Origin of the sequence: Chromatium okenii (genome assembly GCF_002958735.1) — a bacterium.
Classification (GTDB): domain Bacteria; phylum Pseudomonadota; class Gammaproteobacteria; order Chromatiales; family Chromatiaceae; genus Chromatium; species Chromatium okenii_A.
The window spans coordinates 54,012-74,480 of sequence record NZ_PPGH01000034.1; the positions used below are offsets into that span (position 1 = coordinate 54,012).

Genomic DNA, 20,469 nt, shown 5'->3' on the forward strand with positions numbered 1-20,469 from the left:
TAACTCAGTGTGTTAATTGAATGTGTGATGTAAATTACAAACCAGCATGAGCAGCAATTGCCGCAGCTAATACCGCCGCAACATCTTCACGGCGACGCTTGGTTGAATACTCCAGCAATTCAGGGTGCATTTCTAAAAAACTGGTATTAAAACTGCCAGAGCGAAAGTCAGGATGACGCAGAATTTCCTGATAAAACGGAATAGTTGTTTTCACGCCGTATACGCCAATATCGCGCAAAGCACGATGTCCACGACTGACGACATCATCCCAATTTAATGCCCATACAATCACTTTTGCCAGCATCGAATCATAATGCGGCGGAATAGTATAACCAGTATAAATCGCGCCATCAGTGCGCACACCGGGACCGCCGGGCGCGTAATAACGCGAAATGCGCCCGAAGCTCGGTAAAAAGTTATTTTTTGGGTCTTCGGCATTGATACGGAATTGCATTGCAAAACCGCGTCGTTGAATTTCATGCTGTTTGAATCGCAGTGGGAATCCGGCAGCAATTCGAATTTGTTCTTCGACTAAATCAACGCCGGTAATGGTTTCAGTAATGGTGTGTTCAACCTGAATGCGCGTGTTCATTTCCATGAAATAAAACCGCCCATCAACATCACGCAGGAATTCAATGGTTCCCGCATTGGTATAACCAACCGCCCGCGCTGCTAATACTGCCAGTCCACCAACGTATTGCCGTTCTGCTTCATCAATCTGCGGCGATGGCGCAATTTCAATTAACTTTTGATTGCGGCGTTGAATAGAACAATCGCGTTCGTATAAATGAATGCAATTGCCGTGATGGTCGGCCAAAATTTGCACTTCAATATGCTTCGGATTCACCACGCATTTCTCTAAAAACACCTCGGCACGTCCGAATGCTTTAGTCGCTTCCGAAATGACGCGCTCATAATTGTGGCGCAGTGCTTCGGCATCATCGCAGCGCCGAATGCCGCGCCCACCGCCGCCGGAAGTGGCTTTGAGCATCACTGGATAGCCGATTTCAGCCGCGCAGTGCAGCGCCTCGTCGATATTTTCCAGATTGCCGGGGCTGCCGGGCGTGACCGGAACGCCCGCTTTTTGCATCGCCAAACGCGCCTCGGTTTTATCGCCCATCCGCGCAATCACCTCGGCAGTCGGACCGATAAATGTCAGCCCGCGTCGCACACAAGCCCTTGCCAACTCTGGATTTTCTGACAAAAATCCGTAGCCCGGATGCACGGCATCGCAGCCAGTCGCCAACGCCAAATTGACGATATTGTGAACATTGAGATAACCGGCCAACGGATCGCTGCCGAGGCTATAGGCTTCATCCGCTTTTTTGACATGAAGTGAATGACGATCTGCTTCGGCATAAATTGCCGCCGAACGAATACCCATTTCAGCGCAGGCGCGAATGACGCGCACCGCAATTTCGCCGCGATTGGCGATTAAAATTTTACGCAGCATTGATGTTTAAGCCCTTAAATAACTCAATTAACATGCAGTGAATAGTGAATACGCAGAATATGTTGCTGCGCAACAATATCGCTGATTGAATGATTTCTGTAAAGCAATCGGAATGCTCAGTCACAAAGCGTTGATGGAATTTCATAACAATGCGCCACCCGTCGCCCAATGCCGGTAAATAATTGATACGCAAGCGTTTCGCTGGCAGCAGCAACCGCATTGGCAGCAACCGTTGTGCCCCATAATTCCACTGGAGCGCCGACGTGAGCATCAATAATTTCAGTTAAATCAACGGTAATCATGTCCATTGACACCCGCCCAATCAACCGCGTCATTTGCCCGTTGACCGCCACCGGTGTTCCAGTCGGCGCGTGGCGCGGATAACCATCGGCATAGCCAATCGCCACCACACCCACGCGCATTGGATGCTCGCTCACAAAGCGCCCGCCATAACCCACCGGCTCGCCCGCCGGCAAATTCCGTATTGCAATCAATGCTGATTCGAGTGTCATCGCCGGACACAGCGCCGTCGCCAACGGATGCGCCTCGGCAAATGGCGACGCGCCGTAAAGCATTAAACCGGGGCGCGTCCATTCAACATGCGCATTTGAATACGCGAGAATAGCAGCTGAATTGGCTAAACTGCGCGGAATTGCCAGACCTGATAATGTTTTTTCAAATACCGCAATTTGCTGCGTGGTATACGGTAAATTCGGTTCATCGGCACGCGCAAAATGACTCATTGCAACTAATTCGCCGACATGAGGACATGCGCGTAATTCCGCATAAACTCGATTAAAATCAGATGGTTCAAAACCAACGCGGTGCATTCCAGAATCGATTTTAATCCAACAATTTAGTTTTTGAAGTGGACGCGCAGCTAATAACCACGCCAATTGCTCTTGGCAATGAACGACCACACTTAATTCAGCTCGATCTACGAGCGCCAATTCATTGGCATTAAATACGCCTTCCAGTAAAACAATTGGTTGCGTGATTCCTGCGTCGCGCAATTCCATTGCTTCATCAATACAAGCAACCGCAAAGCCATCCGCAATATCAGCCAATGTCTGCGCCACCATCACTGCGCCATGCCCATAAGCATTGGCTTTAACAACCGCCAATACTTTTGAATACGGCGCTAATTGTTTGGCGTAACGATAATTGTGACGAATAGCATCCAGATGAATGCGAGCGCGAAGTGGACGAGCGGAAGATGTCATGGATAGATTTCGTATTCAAAGTGGTGATTGACGTTCAGGCAATTGCGGTGCTGGCAATACCCGATGAATCAAGATATTTAACATCCGCATTGTCGCTGCAATTGCCGCAAAAACCTGATTTGCATGAACGCCACGAGTGCGCAATTCACCTTGTTCAGTATTCCAGCTAATACTGCATTCAGTTAACGCATCTGTGCGCCCACCTTTTGGAATTCGCACCTCATAATTCATTAATGTCGGCAAAGTTAAACCACGCCGTTTCACCACTTTAGACAACGCATTCACAAACGCATCAAAACCACCATTGCCCGCGCCAACTGCGGTATAAATCTCATCATCAATACGCAAACGAATACTCGCAGTTGATTCCAAATCCAGCGTTGATGCCACTGCGCAAGCCAATAGTTCGGCGTGATTGTGATCTTTGCTTTCCAACACTTCAGCGATAATAAACGGTAAATCTTCTAGCGTGATCGACTTTTTTGAATCACCCAATTCGATAATACGCTTTAAGACTTTACGTTGATTCTCTTCTGATAAATCAATATCAAGCCGCTCTAAATTCTTTGCTAGTGATGCTTTACCCGCCAACTTGCCCAGTGCGTAATTGCGTCGCCGTGCAAAACGTTCTGGCGATAAACGACTATGATAAAGACTGCCTTTTTTATCACCGTCAGCATGAATGCCAGCGGTTTGGGTAAATACATCTGCGCCAACAATAGGTGCATTATCAGCAATGCGTTTACCAGAAAAGTATTCGACTAACTCACTCACCCGCGCCAAGTGTGTTTCATCAATTCCAATTTCAAAACCGAGTTGATCGCGCAAATTAACTGCGACTTCTGCCAATGACGCATTACCAGCACGTTCCCCTAAACAATTCACCGTACAATGCACTGCCGCAGCGCCTGCTTGCGCAGCAGCGAGTACGTTAGCAGTTGCCAATCCGTAATCGTTATGCGGATGAAAATCGAATTGCAATGTGGGAAACCTTGCAACCATATCGGAAACCGCTGCAAATACGCGATCTGGCGTCATTACGCCGAGCGTATCCGGCAACATAAAATGACCAATTCTGCAATCGGTTAATTGCGCTACTAATGAAAAAACATAATGCGGATTATCCCGATAACCATTTGACCAATCTTCTAAATACAGATTAACCGCCAATCCATACTGCTGCGCTAATGCGATATTTTCACGCACATCAGCAATGTGTTGATCAAGCGTTTTACCTAATTGACCGTGACAATGTTTTTCACTGCCTTTTGCCAATAAGTTAATCACTTGTCCACCAGCGTTGCGAATCCACTCCACGCTTAAACCATGATCGACAAATCCTAATACTTCCACACGATTTGCTAATCCGCGTTCACTCGCCCACGCAATGATTCGCGCTACTGCATCTGCTTCTCCAGATGACACTCGCGCCGAAGCAACTTCAATACGATCAACGCGCACTAATTCCAATAATGCTTTGGCAATGTTCACTTTTTCATCTGGTGAAAACGATACGCCTTGCGTTTGTTCGCCGTCGCGCAGCGTTGTATCCATAATGCGCACATAGCGGCTTGTTTCAGTCATTATATTCAGTTCTCTTTTCTTCAATGTCATTCAAAAGTGCAATCAAACTTTTGCCAACTGCCAAAGCAAGATTGATGTTTTGATTGTTGGATTGCACAGCGCAATCCAACAAAATACGATTAACGTGTCGTTGGTGATAACGCCTCTTCTAAATGCGCTTTCACTGCATCAACAGTCGCTGCTAATTCAATGCAGCGGCTTTCTTTTTCCATTAAGCCTTGTAATGATGAAGGTAATGGCGCTTCTCGTCCGATTGCATTCTGTACTGCATCATTAAATTTAGCGGGATGCGCAGTTGCTAAACACACACAATTGGATTGATTTTGTGCTGCATGAACACCAACCGCAGTGTGCGGACAGAGAATATAACCGCTTGCTGCTTCTGTTGCTTGAATTTGCGCTAATGTTTCAACATCACTCGCTGCCTTTGCATCAAAATCAATTCGTACCTGCGCCTGATGTGCGGCGTCAACAGTTAATTGACCAGTCGTTTGCAAATCAGCGAGTAAAGCACGGATTTGTGCGGCGTCACCATCGTATAGAAAATATAAATAACGCTCGAAATTTGATGCAATTTGAATATCCATCGCGGGGCTGAGTGTTTGATAAACCGTATCGCCAACAGCATAAATTCCAGTATTCACAAAGCGCGTTAGAATATCATTGCGATTGGTGGCGATGATTAACCGATCAATAGGTAAACCCATGCGTTTAGCGAGATAACCAGCGAAAACATCACCGAAATTTCCAGTCGGTACGGCAAAACTAATTTGCTGCGTTGAATCGCCGCCAGTCATTCGTCCCCACGCATAAAAATAATACACGGTTTGCGCTAAAATTCGTGCCCAGTTAATCGAATTGACTGCGCCGAGTTGATACGCTGATTTGAATGATAAATCATTAAACAGTGCTTTAACGATGTTTTGTGCATCATCAAAAGTTCCGCGCACAGCAATGTTGTGTACATTTGCATCTAATACGGTAGTCATTTGTCGCTCTTGAATGGGCGAAACACGACCTTTAGGATGCAGAATAAAAATCTGAATACCGGATTTGCCGCGCACTCCATCAATTGCTGCGGAACCAGTATCACCAGATGTTGCACCCACGATATTGAGTTGTCCGCCGTCTCGTGCCAATAAATACTCGAATAGATTGCCGAGGAATTGCAGTGCGACATCTTTGAATGCTGCGGTCGGACCGTGAAATAATTCTAGGATATTGAGATCACCAGCCTTAATTACCGGAGTTATTTCGGGATGTGTAAAACTCGAATAGGCGCTTTCAATAAGTATTTTTAATTCATGGCGCGGGATTTCATTGCCAACAAATGGTGTCATTATTTCCAGTGCCAAATCCTGAAACCGCAGCGCCGACCATGCCCGCAATGTTGGCGGGTCAATCTGTGGAATTTCTGCCGGTACGAGCAATCCGCCGTCGCTGGCGAGTCCCATCATTACTGCGTCGGTAAAACCAATGGGAGCGATGCCGCCCCGTGTGCTTAGATAGTGCATTCTGTTCTCGACTGAATTGAAGATGATTGTGGGTATTTTATACGATGATGAGCAAAAAAGTCGGTTATCTTTTCTGATGCCGTGCTGCTCTAAAACCCAAAACGTCTTGACTTGCTCGCATCAATACTCGCAATCTAAGAGGTAACGCAGATAGTTTAACCTCGATGTTGATGAAATGGTGCACATAATTTTTTGCGTACTTTAAGTAATTTTTAACACCTTGTTCTTTTTGAATCAAGTGGTTTAAATTATAAATGCGGTAACATTGTAAGTATAGGAATATGACATGCCTATTTCGTGGAATGAAATTAAAGATCGGGCGTTGAAATTCTCACAAGAATGGGCAACTGAATGCGCTGAAGATGCGGAAGGTAAATCATTTCTCGATGATTTTTTTCGGATATTTGGTGTGCCGCGTCGTCGCGTTGCCAGTTTTGAACAGCGGGTAAATAAAGCTGATGGGCGCAGCGGTTATATTGATTTAATCTGGAAAGGCGTTTTATTGATTGAACAAAAATCGCGGGGCAAAGATTTGTCTCGTGCCTATGCGCAAGCGATTGATTATTTTTCTGGATTAAAAGATTGTGATTTGCCGCGTTATTTATTGGTTTGTAACTTTTCCCATTTCCGTTTATACGATCTCGAAGCGGCTACTCGGCACGAATTCGCGTTGGCTGAATTACATCAAAACGTGCATCTTTTTGGATTTATTGCCGGTTATAAAACCACTGCGTACCAAGAACAAGACCCAGTCAATATTCGCGCTGCGGAGGCAATGGGTAAACTTCACAATACAATGCAAACCATTGGTTATGCCGGCGCTGAAGTTGAAATCTATTTGATGCGTTTGGTGTTTTGTTTATTCGCTGATGCGACTAGCATTTTTGAGGTGAATCAATTTCGTGATTTAATTGCCAATCGCACTGCGGAAGATGGACATGATCTCGCGCAGTGGTTGGATCATTTGTTTCAGGTGTTGAATACACCAGAAACCCAACGGTTGACAACTTTAGATGAACAACTTGCGGCATTTCCTTATATCAATGGACGATTATTTGAAAAGCGGTTAAATACGGCAGCATTTAATGAGGCAATGCGTGAGCAATTATTAGCTTGTTGTCGGTTGAATTGGCGCGATATTTCACCAGCCATTTTTGGCGCGTTATTTCAATCAGTGAAAAGCAAAGAACAACGCCGCGCTGCTGGTGAGCATTACACCAGCGAGCAGAACATTTTGAAATTGATTCGTCCGTTATTTTTGGATGCGCTGCATACAGAATTAACGCAAATCGGCAAGCAAAAAATTAAACTGTTTGCGTTTCAGCAAAAACTGGCAGCACTCACTTTTCTTGATCCTGCCTGTGGTTGCGGCAATTTTTTAGTGGTCGCTTATCGAGAATTGCGGTTATTGGAATTGGAAGTTTTGAAACGGTTATTTGGTCGAACACATGACCTTGCGATTGGCGTCGGTGAATTCAATGTTTGGTGCAATGTGCAACAGTTTTATGGCATTGAAGTTGAAGAATTTCCGGCACAAATTGCACAAACTGCGCTGTGGTTAACCGATCATCAAATGAATATGGAAGTGTCAAAAGCATTGGGCGTATATTACAAACGCATTCCATTGAAGCAAACGCCAGTTATTCATCATGGGAATGCGTTGCAAGTGGATTGGCGCGAGTTAATTGAACCCAGCAAATTAAACTTTATTTTTGGCAATCCGCCATTTGTGGGTAAAAATTATCAGACAACGCAACAAAAGCAGGATGTAGTGAGCGTTTTTTGCGATGTTAAAAGCGTCGGCAATTTAGATTATGTAACGGCATGGTTTCGCAAAGCCACTGATTACATGGTAGAAAATCGCCAGATTAAAACAGCATTTGTGTCTACCAGTTCGATTACGCAAGGCGAACAAGTCGGTGTTTTGTGGGGTGATTTATTGCGGCGTGGTATTAAAATTCATTTTGCGCATCGTACTTTTCAATGGACAAATGAGGCAACAGGTCTGGCAGCAGTGCATTGTGTTATTGTGGGTTTTGCTTTGCACGATGTAGAAAAAAAGCCGCTGTTTAATGATGACAATGGCAAGGCTAAACTTGTTGCCGAAGTTAGTAATATCAATCCGTATTTAATCGCAGCGCCCGACGTTGTGTTAACGACACGTTCTAAACCGCTGTTTGCTGCACCATCAATTATGTTTGGTTCAATGCCAAATGATGGTGGTTTTTTATTACTTTCAACGCAGGATAAAGAAGAACTTTTACGCCGAGAACCAAGAGCTGAGAACTGGATTAGAAAGTTTTTGGGCAGTGAAGAATTTATTAACAATCAAGAACGTTATTGCTTGTGGTTAGTTGAAATTAGTCCAAGTGAACTACGGACAATGCCTGCGGTTTTAGAGCGTGTTAATAAAGTACGCGCCGTTCGATTATCTAGTAAACGCCCCACAACTCAGGCACTTGCCAAATATCCAACTTTATTCAGCGAAATCCGCCAGCCGCAGCAATCTTATTTATTGATTCCTCGCGTTTCATCGGAAACCCGCAATTATATTCCAATTGGTTATGTAAACAGTAAGGTAATTTGCGGCGATGCAAATTTAATGATTGTTGACGCAACGCTTTATCATTTTGGCGTATTATCTTCGGTAATGCACATGGCATGGACTCGCGCTGTGGCTGGTCGTCTTGAAAGTCGTTATCGCTATTCGGCGGGGATTGTTTACAATAACTTTCCGTGGCCAGCAAACATCGCAGAATCGCAACGCAACGCTATTGAAGCTGCGGCGCAAAAGGTGTTAGATGCACGCGCAAAATTTCCTGATCAATCCTTTGCTGATTTATATGACGCATTAGCAATGCCGCCATTATTAAAGAAAGCGCATCAGGCATTAGATCGCGTTGTAGACGCAGCTTATTCCGCACAAAAACTAAATCATGAGCAAGAGCGCGTGGCGTTATTATTTGGTCTTTATCAACAACTCACGACACCATTGGTCATTGAAACTGCGCCAACAATAAAACGTTCACGCTCGCGTAAAAATTCAACGACAAAATAAATAGGAATTGCGCTCCATGACCACACCGTTAATTACTTGTGATAATTGCACTGCTGCCTGTTGTCGTTTAGAAGTGCTGTGTTTAACTGATACGGGCGTTCCATCGCGTTTTACTATCCGTGATCGCTGGGGCGGAATTGTGATGGAGCGGTTAAATGATGGCTGGTGCGCGGCGCTTGATCGTGACACATTGCGTTGCCGTATTTATGAACAACGCCCGCTGGTGTGTCGTGAATTTGAAATGGGCGGTATAGATTGTTTAATTGAGCGCGGGAATTAACCATTGAATGCTTCTATTTTGATGAATTACGGAGTTTAATATGGCTGCGGTTTCTATTCAGTTACCAGATGAAATTAGCCAGCGTTTGCAACAGTTAGCGGAATTGACTGGGCGCACTCCAACCGATTATATGGTTGAAGCAATCCGCGAGCATCTTGATGATATTGAAGATGTATATGTTGCAGAACAGCGATTGATTGAAAATCATGCTGGGCGCAGTAAGACCTATACACTTGATGAAGTGGAGTGCGATCTTGGTTTGGCGGATTGAATTAGACGATGCTGCAAAGAAAGATTTGGCAAAACTTGATAAACCAATTGCTAAACGTATCACGACATTTTTACGCGAACGTGTTGCAATGTTGGACGATCCACGCAGTATTGGAGCTGCGCTTCACGGTTCAAAATGAGGTGAGTTTTGGAAATATCGTGTCGGAGATTACCGGGTGATTTGTCGCATTGAAAATAATGCAGTGCGGGTTTTTGTTGTAAAAATCGGTAATCGCCGCGAGGTCTATCGATGCTGACTGAGTAAAGTATTTGTTTGTCGTATTTTATATGATCATATTCCGTTAATTTCACCAAGCGAGATCACTCATGGCGCAACAATTAATTAAGGTTCCACCGACTAAAAACACGCTGCTGAAATTAAAAAAGCAGGTTAAATTTCTGGAAGAAGGGCATGATTTATTAGAACGCAAGCGTGAGTTATTAACGCGCTTGGTGTATGAACGCATCGGCGAATATCGGCGGTTGCGGGAAACGGCGCAGCAAGCATTAGCTGAGGCTTATCAATCACTTGCGGTGACGCATCTGCGGCTTGGCGGACGCGGAATGTATCAGGCGACGCTCGGCGCACAACCGGCGCTAACGGTGAATATCCTGCCACGGCGGGCGCTCGGCGTTGAATATCCGGCTGTCACCAGTGAACGTATCGCTTTGAAACCAATCGGTTTATTGGGAACTGGTGTGGGTTTTGATACCACGCGCAACATGCTCGCTGATGCTGCCGTGTTGCTGGCGCGACTTGCCGAGGTGGAAATTGCGCTGCATCGCTTGCTTGACGAACAACGCAAAGCACAAAAGCGCGTCAACGCACTGAAATACAACATTATTCCGCGTTATCGTCGCACCATTCATTTCATTCAATCGTCGCTGGAAGAGGAAGAACGCAACACCTTGTTTCAAGTCAAGTTATTGCGGCAACGCGCCAGCGCCTGATTCAAAAAAAACCCTCTTCACCAGTGGCAAAGAGGGTTCGCATAAAAAGCAAATTTCCTATTTATTCAGAAACATATACTTCAACACGCCGATTTTGACTGCGCCCAGCGGCAGTCGCATTGTCTGCAAGTGGACGCGCCGAACCGATGCCTTCCGCCGTCAGTCGCACTGCATCCACGCCTCGCGCTATTAACGCCTGTTTTACTGCTTCAGCGCGTTGTTGCGACAGCGTTTTATTCAATTCGTCATTGCCGCTGCGATCAGTGTGTCCTTCAACCCGCACCGTCAACGTTGGTTGCTCTTTCAATAATTCCGCAATCCGCGTCACGCTCGGCAATTCACCGCCCAGCAACGTCGCCTGTCCCGGCTGAAACCGCACCTCGTTTTCATTCAAGCGCAGCAACAAGCCGTGTGGCGTGTAAGTCGCGCCCAGTGCCGCAAATCCCTCATATAACGACCGCAACCGATTCAACGCTTGTTCCGTTTCCGCACACGCAACTTGCGTCGTAGTTGCGGCTACGGATTCGGTCGCTGGCGCAGATAAAACTGCCGTTGTTTCAACCGGTTGAGCTGGCACTGCCGCAGTTGGTGCGGTTTGTAATTCATGCTCCACCGTCGCCAACTGCTGTTTGGTCGCTGCCAACGTATCGGTCAACGCTTGCACTGCATCCTGATGTTTTTGCAGCAATTCCTCACGTTCTTGCTGCGCCGCTGCCTGCTGCGTTTTCAACGCAGCAAGCTGTTCACTTTGCGCATCAAAAATGGCCTGTTGGCGCAACCGCTGGCGCTCATTCTCCGCCAGCTCGTCAACGGTGCTTGCAGCCTGCGTTTTCATCTGCGCCAGCGCGACTTGCGCGTCCTCAAATTGCTGCGTCAATTCAGCAAGTTTCTGCGTTGCCGTTTCCGCAGCAACCGCATCTTCTGCTGCCTGCGTCTTCATCTGCGCCAGCGCGATCTGCGCATCATCAAACTGCTGTTTTACCTCAGCAAATTGTTCACGCGCTGTCGTCGTTTCAGTCCGCGCTGCATCCAACTGGGATTGCACTTCTTCCAATCGCAACTGCACTTCCGCCAACTGATCGGTCAATTCCTGATGATCTTCAGCAATCGTTTCGCTCGGCGGCAACACGCCAGCGGCCTGCGCCATTTGCAGCATTTCCGCATCCAACGGCGTGGTTCGCGCCAGCGTCACCCGCTCATTAAGATGATGTTCTAATTCAGTAATTCGCGCTTGATGCTCGGCAGTGACGGCAACAATGGATTCGCGCATCTGATCAAATTTAGATTGCACATCAACGGCTTGCGCCTTTGCTTCTCGGTATAACATTTCAATTTCATTGCGAGCGATGGTTTGACGTTCCAACTCACTGCGGACTTGCACGGTTTTTTCCTGTTCAGCGGCGAGTGCAGCGGCATGAGCGGCAGTTGCGTTTCGAGTTTCTGCGCAGTTTCGGTTTGCGCCGCAGTTGCAGCGGCAAGTCGTTGTGCGAGATCAGCTTTATCCTGTTTATTCCGCGTCTCCAGCGTCAAAATGGCGGACCGAATGGCATCCTGACCATCTTCCGGTTGCAGCGGGCGCGTTTCGCCAGCTTTGATCCAGCTCACGGTTTGCGCGATATAAGTTTCTTTTTGTGACAAGCGCGTTTGCAACGTGCCGTCGTACCAATCGTATAAAACGTACACGCCGATCAATGCGAGTAATAAAAACAGTGCAGTAGACTTCCAAAATGAGGTGTTGGCATCAGACATTGTTTAATTCCTGTGGTGGTGTGAATGGCAATTATCCGGCATTTATCTGATGCGATTTTTGCAAAAAACACTTTCGCGTCACGATGGCACAACGACATCTTCAGGCAGCATTCCGTCCCACTCAATCACGATCTCAGGAAGAATGCCGATGGGCGTGGTGCCAATCAGCTCCTGCACTTCCGGCTTGCCATAAACCCCCTGTTGTAATTGATAAACCATCAACATCCGCGATTCAGGATCAACCAACCAATACTCGCGGACACCCGTCGTTTCATAAATCCGCCGTTTGGCGATGTGGTCACGCGCTGCCGTGCCCGGCGATAACACTTCCACCACCCAATCTGGTGCACCGCGCACTGCCTGCTGCTCAATTTTGTGCGGATCGCACACGATAAACACATCTGGCTGCAAGACAGTAGTGATTTGTTCATTGGTTTCATTGGCTTGCGGAAACAACACATCAACTGGCGCTATAAACCTGACAAGATTTGCTTTTTAACGCTTCCTTGATTTGCGTGGCGATGCCTAATGCCAAACGTTGATGATTGATGCTGGGTGCTGGTGCCATGGCGTAAACCTTTCCCTCAAAAAGTTCGTAACGTGGAAAATCCGGCCAAGTTTGATAGTCAGCGTAAGTCACAAATGAAGATTGCGATTGTGCGTGTGCCATAAAAAAGACCTCATGTTGGAGTGCGATGGTGACGCTGCATCAGGTGCGTTAGCGATTAGTTTAGTAAAAATGCCGTTTCGCATGTCATCGCCTCCGCTGCGCGAATTTTGTGCACCTGCAACATAAACCAATTCCCTCAGCGAGATTTCGGGATATAGTTATCAGGTTTGCGCTGATCCCGCCGGATTGCTATGTGGTGACGGGATCATTCTTTCCATTGATTGCGGAATAAGACCGATGTCGCAGAAAAGTATGGTTACGCTCGACGGTAATGAAGCTACCGCCTACGTTGCGCATTTGACCAGTGAAGTCATTGTTATTTACCCCATTACGCCGTCTTCCAATATGGGCGAATGGTCTGATGAATGGTCAGCTCAAGGCGTGAAAAATCTGTGGGGCACAGTGCCCGATGTCGTTGAAATGCAAAGTGAAGCTGGCGCAGTTGGCGCCCTTCACGGTGCACTGCAAACCGGTTCACTGTCCACCACCTTTACGGCCTCGCAAGGGCTGCTGTTAATGATCCCGAACATGTACAAAATCGCTGGCGAATTGTCGCCGACGGTGTTTCATGTTTCAGCGCGAGCGTTAGCAGCCCAAGGCTTGTCGATTTTCGGCGATCACTCTGACGTGATGGCATGTCGCAGCACCGGTTACGCGATGTTGTGCTCGGCTTCGGTGCAGGAAGCGATGGATTTCGCGTTGATCGCGCAGATCGCCACGCTGGAAAGCCGCATCCCGTTTCTGCATTTCTTCGACGGTTTCCGCACTTCACACGAAGTCGCCAAAGTCGAACGCTGCCGGTGGAAGTGATTCGCACCTTGATCAATGACGATTTGGTCAAAGCCTGCCGTGATCGCGCCCTCAATCCAGATCGCCCAATTCTGCGCGGCACCTCGCAAAATCCCGACGTGTATTTCCAAGGCCGCGAAACCGTTAACAGTTTTTACACTGCGACGCCCGGCATCGTGCAAGGCGCGATGGATCGCTTTGCCGAGCTGACTGGGCGGCAATACGGCTTGTTTGAGTACGAAGGCGCAGCGGATGCCGAGCGCGTCATTCTGCTGATGGGTTCGGGCATCGGCGCAGTACAGGAAACAGTTGAACACCTCATCGCTCGCGGCGAGAAAGTTGGCTTGATTAAAGCGCGATTGTTCCGTCCGTTTGCTCCTGATGCGTTGCTGGCAGCATTGCCCGCTAGCGTGACGCGGCTAGCAGTGTTGGATCGCACCAAGGAACCCGGCGCAGATGGCGAACCGCTTTATAAAGATGTGTTGACTGCGCTGGCGCAGGCACACGCGACCGACCGGCTGGCAACGATGCCCCGCGTGATTGGCGGACGTTACGGCATGGGTTCCAAAGAATTCACGCCCGCAATGGTCAAGGGCGTGTTCGACGAGCTGGCGCTGGCGCAACCGCGCACCCAGTTCACCGTCGGCATCATCGACGACGTGACCCAGCTCAGTTTGTCGTGGGATGCGCATTTCAAGTCGGATGCGACCATCGGCGTCACTGCCTGCGTGTTCTACGGTCTTGGTTCTGACGGCACGGTGTCGGCCAATAAAAACTCAATCAAAATCATCGCTGAAGAAACCGACAACTACGGTCAGGGTTATTTCGAGTACGACTCGAAAAAAGCCGGCGCGATGACCATCAGCCATCTGCGCTTTGGACCGCGTCCGATTCGCAGCACCTATTTGGTCGGCAACGATGAAGCCAGCTTTGTCGCCTGTCACCAGCCGACCTTTATCACGCGCTACGACATGCTGGATAAAGCCAAGGAAGGCGCAGTCTTCCTGCTGAATTCCGCCACGCCAGCCGCGCAGATTTGGGATGAACTGCCGCGCAAGATGCAGCAGACGTGATCGAGAAAGCGATTCAGTTTTACGTCATTGATGCTTACGGCATTGCTGCTGCGACCGGCATGGGACGGCGCATCAATACCATCATGCAGACCTGCTTCTTTGCCATTTCCGGCGTGCTGCCGAAAGACGAAGCGATTGAAAAGATTAAATATGCCGTCAAAAAAACCTACGGCAAAAAAGGTCAGGCGCTGCTGGATCGCAACTATCAAGCGATTGACGCGACGCTCGCCGGACTGCATCAAGTCACCATTCCCGGCACTGTCACCAGCACCTTTGATCGCGGTTTGACCGTGCCAGCGGATGCGCCGGAGTTTGTGCAGAAAGTCACGGCAACGCTGCTGGGCGGATACGGCGACAGTTTGCCAGTCAGTTTGATGCCTGCTGATGGCACTTGGCCGACCGGAACCACCAAGTTTGAGAAGCGCAATTTGGCGCTGGCGCTGCCGCAGTGGGATGAAACGCTGTGTTCCCAGTGCGGCAAATGTCCGATGGTGTGCCCTCACGCAGCGATTCGCGCCAAGGTGTATCCCGCTGCGGCGTTGAAAATGCGCCAGCCGGTTTCCGTCACGCGACGATCAAAGGCAAGGATTTTCCTGAAGGTTATCAAGTCAGTTATCAGATCGCGCCGGACGATTGCACCGGCTGCGGACTGTGCGTGGATGTTGCCCGATTCGTGATCGCGCCGATCCGACGCGCAAGGCATTGAATATGGTCGATGCGCCGCTGATTCACGCTGCCGAGCAAACCAGTTGGGATTTCTTCCTGACGCTGCCGGAATACGACCGCACCAGTTGGATGCCAGCAAAATCAAGCACGCGATGATGATGCAGCCGTTGTTTGAATTTCCGGCGCGTGTGTCGGTTGCGGCGAAACGCCTTACGTCAAATTGGCGACGCAGTTGTTTGGCGACCGATGCTGATTGCCAACGCCACTGGCTGCTCGTCGATTTACGGCGGCAATTTGCCAACCACGCCGTACACCACCAATCCAGAAGGACGCGGGCCAAGCTGGTGTAACTCGTTGTTTGAAGACAATGCCGAGTTCGGGCTGGGAATGCGGCTGGCGTAGACAAGCAAACGCGCAGGCACGGGAATTGGTCGCGGAATTGGCGAGCGATCTCGGCGATACGCTGGTTGATGGTTTGCTCAACGCCGATCAATCCAGCGAAACCGGTATTTATGAGCAGCGCCAGCGCGTTGCAGCGTTGGAAGAAAAGCTGAAAACGCTGACTTCGCCCCGCGCTCGATTGTTAGAAACGCTGTGTAATCAGTTAGTAAAACGCAGCGTGTGGATCATCGGCGGCGACGGCTGGGCGTATGACATCGGCTACGGCGGCGTCGATCACGTTCTCGCCAGCGGGCGCAACGTTAACCTGTTGATTTTGGATACCGAAGTCTATTCCAACACCGGTGGGCAGAACTCGAAATCAACACCGCTGGGCGCAGTAGCGAAATTTGCTGCTGGTGGCAAGGCGACCTTTAAGAAAGATTTGTCCATGATGGCAATGGCTTATGAGCATTGTTATGTGGCGCAGGTGGCTTTTGGTGCGAAGGATATGCAAACCGTGCGTGCCTTCATCGAAGCGGAATCCTACGATGGCCCGTCGGTCATCATCGCGTACTCGCCGTGTATCGCGCATGGCGTTGATCTGTCGAATAATCTGCGCCAGCAAGATATGGCGGTGAACTCTGGACACTGGTCGTTGTTCCGTTACGATCCACGTCGCGCAGCTCGCGGTGAAAATCCGTTAATGATTGATTCTAAAGCGCCGAGTATTCCGTATCGGGATTTCATCGCGTCGGAAACGCGCTTCAGTTTGTTGACGCGCACCCAGCCCGAAATTGCCGAGCGGTATCTGCAATTGGCGCAACAGCACGTCAAAACACGGTTTGATCTGTACGAGCAGTTGGCGCATCTGGCAACCCAGAAGGCTGTTGGTAAAACCGAATAGGAAATCCCCCCAACCCCCCTTTTTCAAAGGGGGCTTTGCTTTTCTTTTCGGTGGATATTCAAACTCACTGTGAATTGACGGAAAACAAGATGAATCTCACAACCAAATATCTCGGACTGACGCTTAAAAATCCGCTGGTGCCTTCTGCGTCGCCGCTGTCAAAAAGTCTCAGCATTGCCCGCGAATTGGAAGACAGTGGCGCAGCCGCACTGATTATGTGGTCGCTGTTTGAGGAAGCAGTCACGGCAGAAACGGAATCGCTGGCGCGGTTTCTCCAGAATCAAGACCCGGGTTTTGCGGAAGCCAGCGGCGGTTTTCTGCCCAGCAGCCGGAATTTGCTGGGGCGCTGGATCAATATCTCGATCACATTCGTAAGCTCAAGGAAACACTGGAAATTCCAGTCATCGCCAGTCTCAATGGCGTGACGCCCAGCGGCTGGGTGCGCCATGCCAGCGCCATTGAACAGGCAGGCGCAGATGCGTTGGAATTGAATGTTTATTATGTTGCGGGTGATATTCGGCAGAGCGGCGTTGAGGTTGAGGAACGTTATCTCAGTCTGCTGTGTGAACTGCGCGGTCAAATTCAGATTCCGATCAATTTGAAACTGTCGCCAGCGTTCAGTTCGCTCGGTCATTTGGTGACGCAGGCTGCTGCGGCTGGCGCAAACGGCGTGGCGCTGTTCAATCGGTTTTATCAGCCCGACATCGACATTCAGGGCTTGCGGCTGCAATCATTTTGCGCCCATCAACTTCGGCAGAAACGCTGCTGGCGATGCGATGGATTGCCATTCTTTACGGACGCATTGAAGGATTGTCGCTGGGTGCGACTGGCGGTGTGCATACTGCCGAAGATGCGATCAAGCTGCTGCTGGCTGGCGCGGATGTGGTGCACTGTGCAGCGTCCTGCTGCAAAACGGACCAACGCAGTTGGCACTGATTCTTGCCGGCATTCAGGAATGGATGAATGAGCAGGGTTTTGAAAGCGTTGAAGATTTTCGTGGGCGCGTCAGTGCGCTGGCAGTGACCAATCCGGCAGATTTTGAACGCGCTAACTATGTCAACATTCTTGACAGTTACAGCTCTGCGCCGGGCGTTAGAATCTAAAGTTTTGTAATACAACGCAATTTAAGTTGCGTTCACCGAGTCGATCGTTTTAATGCGATCATCTACTGCCCCGCCTTTTCCGGCGGGGTTTTTGTAAACGTCGTTTTAGGAGTTTTTTATGCACCAAGATTTGGTTGATGCGGTCAAAGCGCATCCGCGTTATCAAGAATTGATTTGCAGCCGCAAATGCTTTGCGTGGAATTTAACCGTATTGATGTTAACCATGTATTACGGTTTTATTCTAGTGATTGCTTTTGCGCCCAAATTACTTGGTACGCCATTGAGTGAAGGAGCGGTGACTACGGTCGGAATTCCCGTCGGTGTCATCATTATTGTTGCCGCATTTATTTTAACTGGCATTTATGTTTACAAGGCCAACGGCAAATTTGATGCGCTAACTAAAGAAATTCGCGAGGCATTGCAATGAAACGTTATGCAACTTGGGGCGTGTTATTCGCGCTCTTAACGCCGTTCATGCTAGCGGCAGCTCCGGCATTGTCCGGCGCAGTGGAACAGCAGGCGCTGAATCTCACTGCAATTTATATGTTTGTCGCTTTCGTTGCCGGTACGCTCGGCATTACCTATTGGGCAGCGAAACGCACCCGTACTGCGAGCGATTTTTATACTGCTGGCGGTGGCATTACCGGTTTTCAAAACGGACTGGCAATTGCCGGTGATTACATGTCTGCAGCATCATTTCTCGGTATTTCCGGGCTGGTGTTTTCATCCGGTTATGATGGATTGATTTATTCCATCGGCTTTTTGGTCGGCTGGCCGATCATCATGTTTTTAATTGCCGAGCAGATTCGCAATCTCGGCAAATTCACCTTTGCTGATGTCAGTTCTTATCGCTTTGGGCAAACGCAAATTCGCACGATGGCGGCGATTTCTTCATTGGTCGTTGTATCGTTTTATTTGATTGCGCAAATGGTTGGCGCAGGCAAATTGATTCAATTGCTGTTCGGATTGGATTATTGGATTGCAGTAGTTCTTGTCGGCATTTTAATGATGATTTATGTCATCTTCGGCGGCATGACGGCAACGACTTGGGTGCAGATTATTAAGGCAGTGTTATTGCTGTGTGGCGCAACCTTCATGGCAGGCTCTGCATTGTATTACTTCGGTTTTTCGCCAGAAGAAATGTTCCGACAAGCCGTTGAAGCGCATCCTAAAGCTGCCGCCATCATGTCGCCCGGATCATTGGTTAAAGACCCAATCAATGCGATTTCATTAGGATTAGCATTGATGTTTGGCACTGCCGGTTTACCGCATATTTTAATGCGCTTTTTCACCGTGCCAGATGCAAAAGAAGCGCGTAAATCTGTGTTTTATGCCACTGGGTTTATTGGTTATTTCTACATTCTGACTTTCATTATCGGTTTTGCGGCAATTGTATTGCTGGCGCAGCACCCTGAATTCTTTAAGCCAGCGGCATTGGCAGCAGATGGTTCGGTATTGAAAGATCAATTGGTTACGGGAATTAACGGTGGCACCAATATGGTGGCTATTCGTTTGGCTGAAGCAGTCGGCGGCAATCTATTCCTCGGCTTCATTTCTGCGGTTGCATTCGCCACTATTTTGGCGGTGGTTTCCGGTTTGACGTTAGCTGGCGCATCGGCAATTTCGCATGATCTTTATGCCAATGTGATTGCGCGTGGACGCAGTAATGAAACGACAGAAATTCGCGTTTCTAAATACGCCACTTTTGGTTTGGGTTTAGTCGCCATTGGTTTAGGCATTGTGTTTGAAAAGCAGAACGTTGCATTCATGGTTGGTTTGGCGTTTGCGATTGCAGCAAGCGCGAATTTCCCAGTGCTCATTGCGTCGATTTTCTGGAGCAAGATGACGACTCGCGGCGCGTTGATTGGCGGTTTTGCGGGGCTGATTAGTGCCGTCGTACTGACCGTGCTTCTAAAGCGGTGTGGGGCGATGTGTTCGGCAATGTGGGCGCAGATGGCAAACCCGTTGGGCTGATTTTCCTTGACAACCCAGCGATTATTTCGATTCCGGTTTCATTCGTATGTATCTGGTTTTTCTCGCGTTTTGATTATTCTGAACGCGCCAAAATCGACCGTGCAGCGTATGACGCGCAGCGGGTACGTTGTGAGACGGGCATCGGTGCTGAAGGTTCATCTGGCCACTGATCGCGCCTAGCAATTCTCTATTTTTTACAGTGAATTGAGGTGTAAAAATAAAGGGTTAGCTGAAAAGCTAACCCTTTTTATTGTCTGCCTGTTGAATTTTTTTACAGTCTGATGATACAAACATTCAGGCAGTGTGCAGTTAACGTGGATTTTGGACTGGTTATGGTGTTGAAAAATTTTACAGTGAAATATCAACGTCGTCCTATTCAGTGAAATCTGCGGTACGCTGTTTCAAGGTTATCAATGGTTTATGTTAATTGGCATAAGCATTGCTAAATGGAATTAAGGATCGAACAGTTCGATTCCGTTGTGCTCTTAAACCACTTACTCCACACAATAAAGGTGAATCCCATGCGTCAATTCATTTCCCTCATGTTGCTGGCTGTTGTAACTGCTCCTGTGTTTGCTGGCTTGCCGACTGCTAGTGTTCCTGAACCAGAATCACTTGCGTTACTCGCTATTGGTTCGCTGGCATTATTAATTTCACGTCGAGTCAATAAATAACCTATTGCTCGCCTCTCTCCCTGATCCAAGGGAGAGAGGGATTTGAGTGATAGCTACCAATCAAATTAATAAATGTGCGCAAACAAACATGAAATATCGCTTTTCGCACTCAGCACTTTGTTTTATAAAAAACCGAATATAAACTGAAATTTA

Annotated in this window: 14 protein-coding genes and 4 pseudogenes; 10 read left to right on the plus strand and 8 right to left on the minus strand. The window is 48.4% G+C overall.

Annotation, left to right across the window (positions count from 1 at the left end):
- Positions 1–34 precede the first annotated feature (34 nt).
- The 4 genes from CXB77_RS06325 to thrC all read right to left on the minus strand — a co-directional run bounded on the left by CXB77_RS06325 (position 35) and on the right by thrC (position 5,774).
- On the minus strand, positions 35–1,453 hold the full coding sequence (locus CXB77_RS06325; protein ID WP_105073229.1) for an acetyl-CoA carboxylase biotin carboxylase subunit: 1,419 nt from the start codon (positions 1,451–1,453) through the stop codon (positions 35–37).
- 116 nt (positions 1,454–1,569) lie between these two features.
- Positions 1,570–2,676 (minus strand): alanine racemase, encoded by a 1,107-nt coding sequence (alr, locus tag CXB77_RS06330; RefSeq protein ID WP_105073230.1) that lies wholly within the window; start codon positions 2,674–2,676, stop codon positions 1,570–1,572.
- Positions 2,677–2,691: 15 nt separating this feature from the next.
- On the minus strand, positions 2,692–4,260 hold the full coding sequence (locus tag CXB77_RS06335; RefSeq protein ID WP_105073231.1) for an alpha-isopropylmalate synthase regulatory domain-containing protein: 1,569 nt from the start codon (positions 4,258–4,260) through the stop codon (positions 2,692–2,694).
- A gap of 119 nt (positions 4,261–4,379) precedes the next feature.
- Entirely contained in the window at positions 4,380–5,774 is a 1,395-nt protein-coding gene (gene thrC, locus CXB77_RS06340; RefSeq protein WP_105073232.1) for a threonine synthase, read from the minus strand.
- A gap of 286 nt (positions 5,775–6,060) precedes the next feature.
- Here thrC and CXB77_RS06345 point away from each other — a divergent pair, with 286 nt between their 5' ends.
- The 5 genes and pseudogenes from CXB77_RS06345 (at position 6,061) to CXB77_RS06365 (ending at position 10,333) form a co-directional block, all read left to right on the plus strand.
- A complete protein-coding gene (locus CXB77_RS06345) occupies positions 6,061–8,832 on the plus strand; it encodes a DNA methyltransferase (RefSeq protein WP_105073233.1) in 2,772 nt (923 codons plus the stop codon).
- Positions 8,833–8,848: 16 nt separating this feature from the next.
- Entirely contained in the window at positions 8,849–9,112 is a 264-nt protein-coding gene (locus CXB77_RS06350; protein ID WP_105073234.1) for a YkgJ family cysteine cluster protein, read from the plus strand.
- Between the two features lie 40 nt (positions 9,113–9,152).
- Positions 9,153–9,383 (plus strand): type II toxin-antitoxin system RelB family antitoxin, encoded by a 231-nt coding sequence (relB, locus tag CXB77_RS06355; RefSeq protein ID WP_105073235.1) that lies wholly within the window; start codon positions 9,153–9,155, stop codon positions 9,381–9,383.
- Positions 9,367–9,639: pseudogene (locus CXB77_RS06360) on the plus strand (type II toxin-antitoxin system RelE family toxin). Before relB ends, CXB77_RS06360 begins: the two are co-directional and overlap by 17 nt.
- A gap of 70 nt (positions 9,640–9,709) precedes the next feature.
- Positions 9,710–10,333: a V-type ATP synthase subunit D gene (locus CXB77_RS06365; protein WP_105073236.1), complete on the plus strand. Its 624-nt coding sequence runs from the start codon at positions 9,710–9,712 to the stop codon at positions 10,331–10,333.
- Positions 10,334–10,394: 61 nt separating this feature from the next.
- Here the strand turns inward: CXB77_RS06365 and CXB77_RS06370 are convergent, their stop codons facing one another.
- The 4 genes from CXB77_RS06370 to CXB77_RS22975 form a co-directional block, all read right to left on the minus strand.
- Positions 10,395–11,603 carry an OmpA family protein gene (locus tag CXB77_RS06370; RefSeq protein WP_172452571.1) on the minus strand — a complete coding sequence of 403 codons (1,209 nt, stop codon included), beginning with the start codon at positions 11,601–11,603 and terminating at the stop codon, positions 10,395–10,397.
- Entirely contained in the window at positions 11,546–12,082 is a 537-nt protein-coding gene (locus CXB77_RS19150) for a hypothetical protein (protein WP_146108741.1), read from the minus strand. The genes CXB77_RS06370 and CXB77_RS19150 overlap by 58 nt, the downstream gene beginning before the upstream one ends.
- Positions 12,083–12,160: 78 nt before the next feature.
- On the minus strand, positions 12,161–12,541 hold the full coding sequence (locus CXB77_RS22970) for a Uma2 family endonuclease (protein WP_277949361.1): 381 nt from the start codon (positions 12,539–12,541) through the stop codon (positions 12,161–12,163).
- A 1-nt stretch (position 12,542) separates the two neighbouring features.
- On the minus strand, positions 12,543–12,752 hold the full coding sequence (locus CXB77_RS22975) for a Uma2 family endonuclease (RefSeq protein WP_277949362.1): 210 nt from the start codon (positions 12,750–12,752) through the stop codon (positions 12,543–12,545).
- A 237-nt stretch (positions 12,753–12,989) separates the two neighbouring features.
- On the opposite strand from CXB77_RS22975, the pseudogene nifJ reads away from it, so the two are divergent.
- The 5 genes and pseudogenes from nifJ (at position 12,990) to CXB77_RS06405 (ending at position 20,316) form a co-directional block, all read left to right on the plus strand.
- Positions 12,990–16,565: pseudogene (gene nifJ / locus CXB77_RS06380) on the plus strand (pyruvate:ferredoxin (flavodoxin) oxidoreductase).
- An 89-nt stretch (positions 16,566–16,654) separates the two neighbouring features.
- A pseudogene (locus tag CXB77_RS06385) lies at positions 16,655–17,668 on the plus strand (dihydroorotate dehydrogenase-like protein).
- A gap of 118 nt (positions 17,669–17,786) precedes the next feature.
- Entirely contained in the window at positions 17,787–18,095 is a 309-nt protein-coding gene (locus CXB77_RS06390) for a DUF485 domain-containing protein (RefSeq protein WP_105073238.1), read from the plus strand.
- A pseudogene (locus CXB77_RS06395) lies at positions 18,092–19,812 on the plus strand (cation acetate symporter). Before CXB77_RS06390 ends, CXB77_RS06395 begins: the two are co-directional and overlap by 4 nt.
- 351 nt (positions 19,813–20,163) lie before the next feature.
- Positions 20,164–20,316: a PEP-CTERM sorting domain-containing protein gene (locus CXB77_RS06405; protein WP_172452572.1), complete on the plus strand. Its 153-nt coding sequence runs from the start codon at positions 20,164–20,166 to the stop codon at positions 20,314–20,316.
- Positions 20,317–20,469 lie beyond the last annotated feature (153 nt).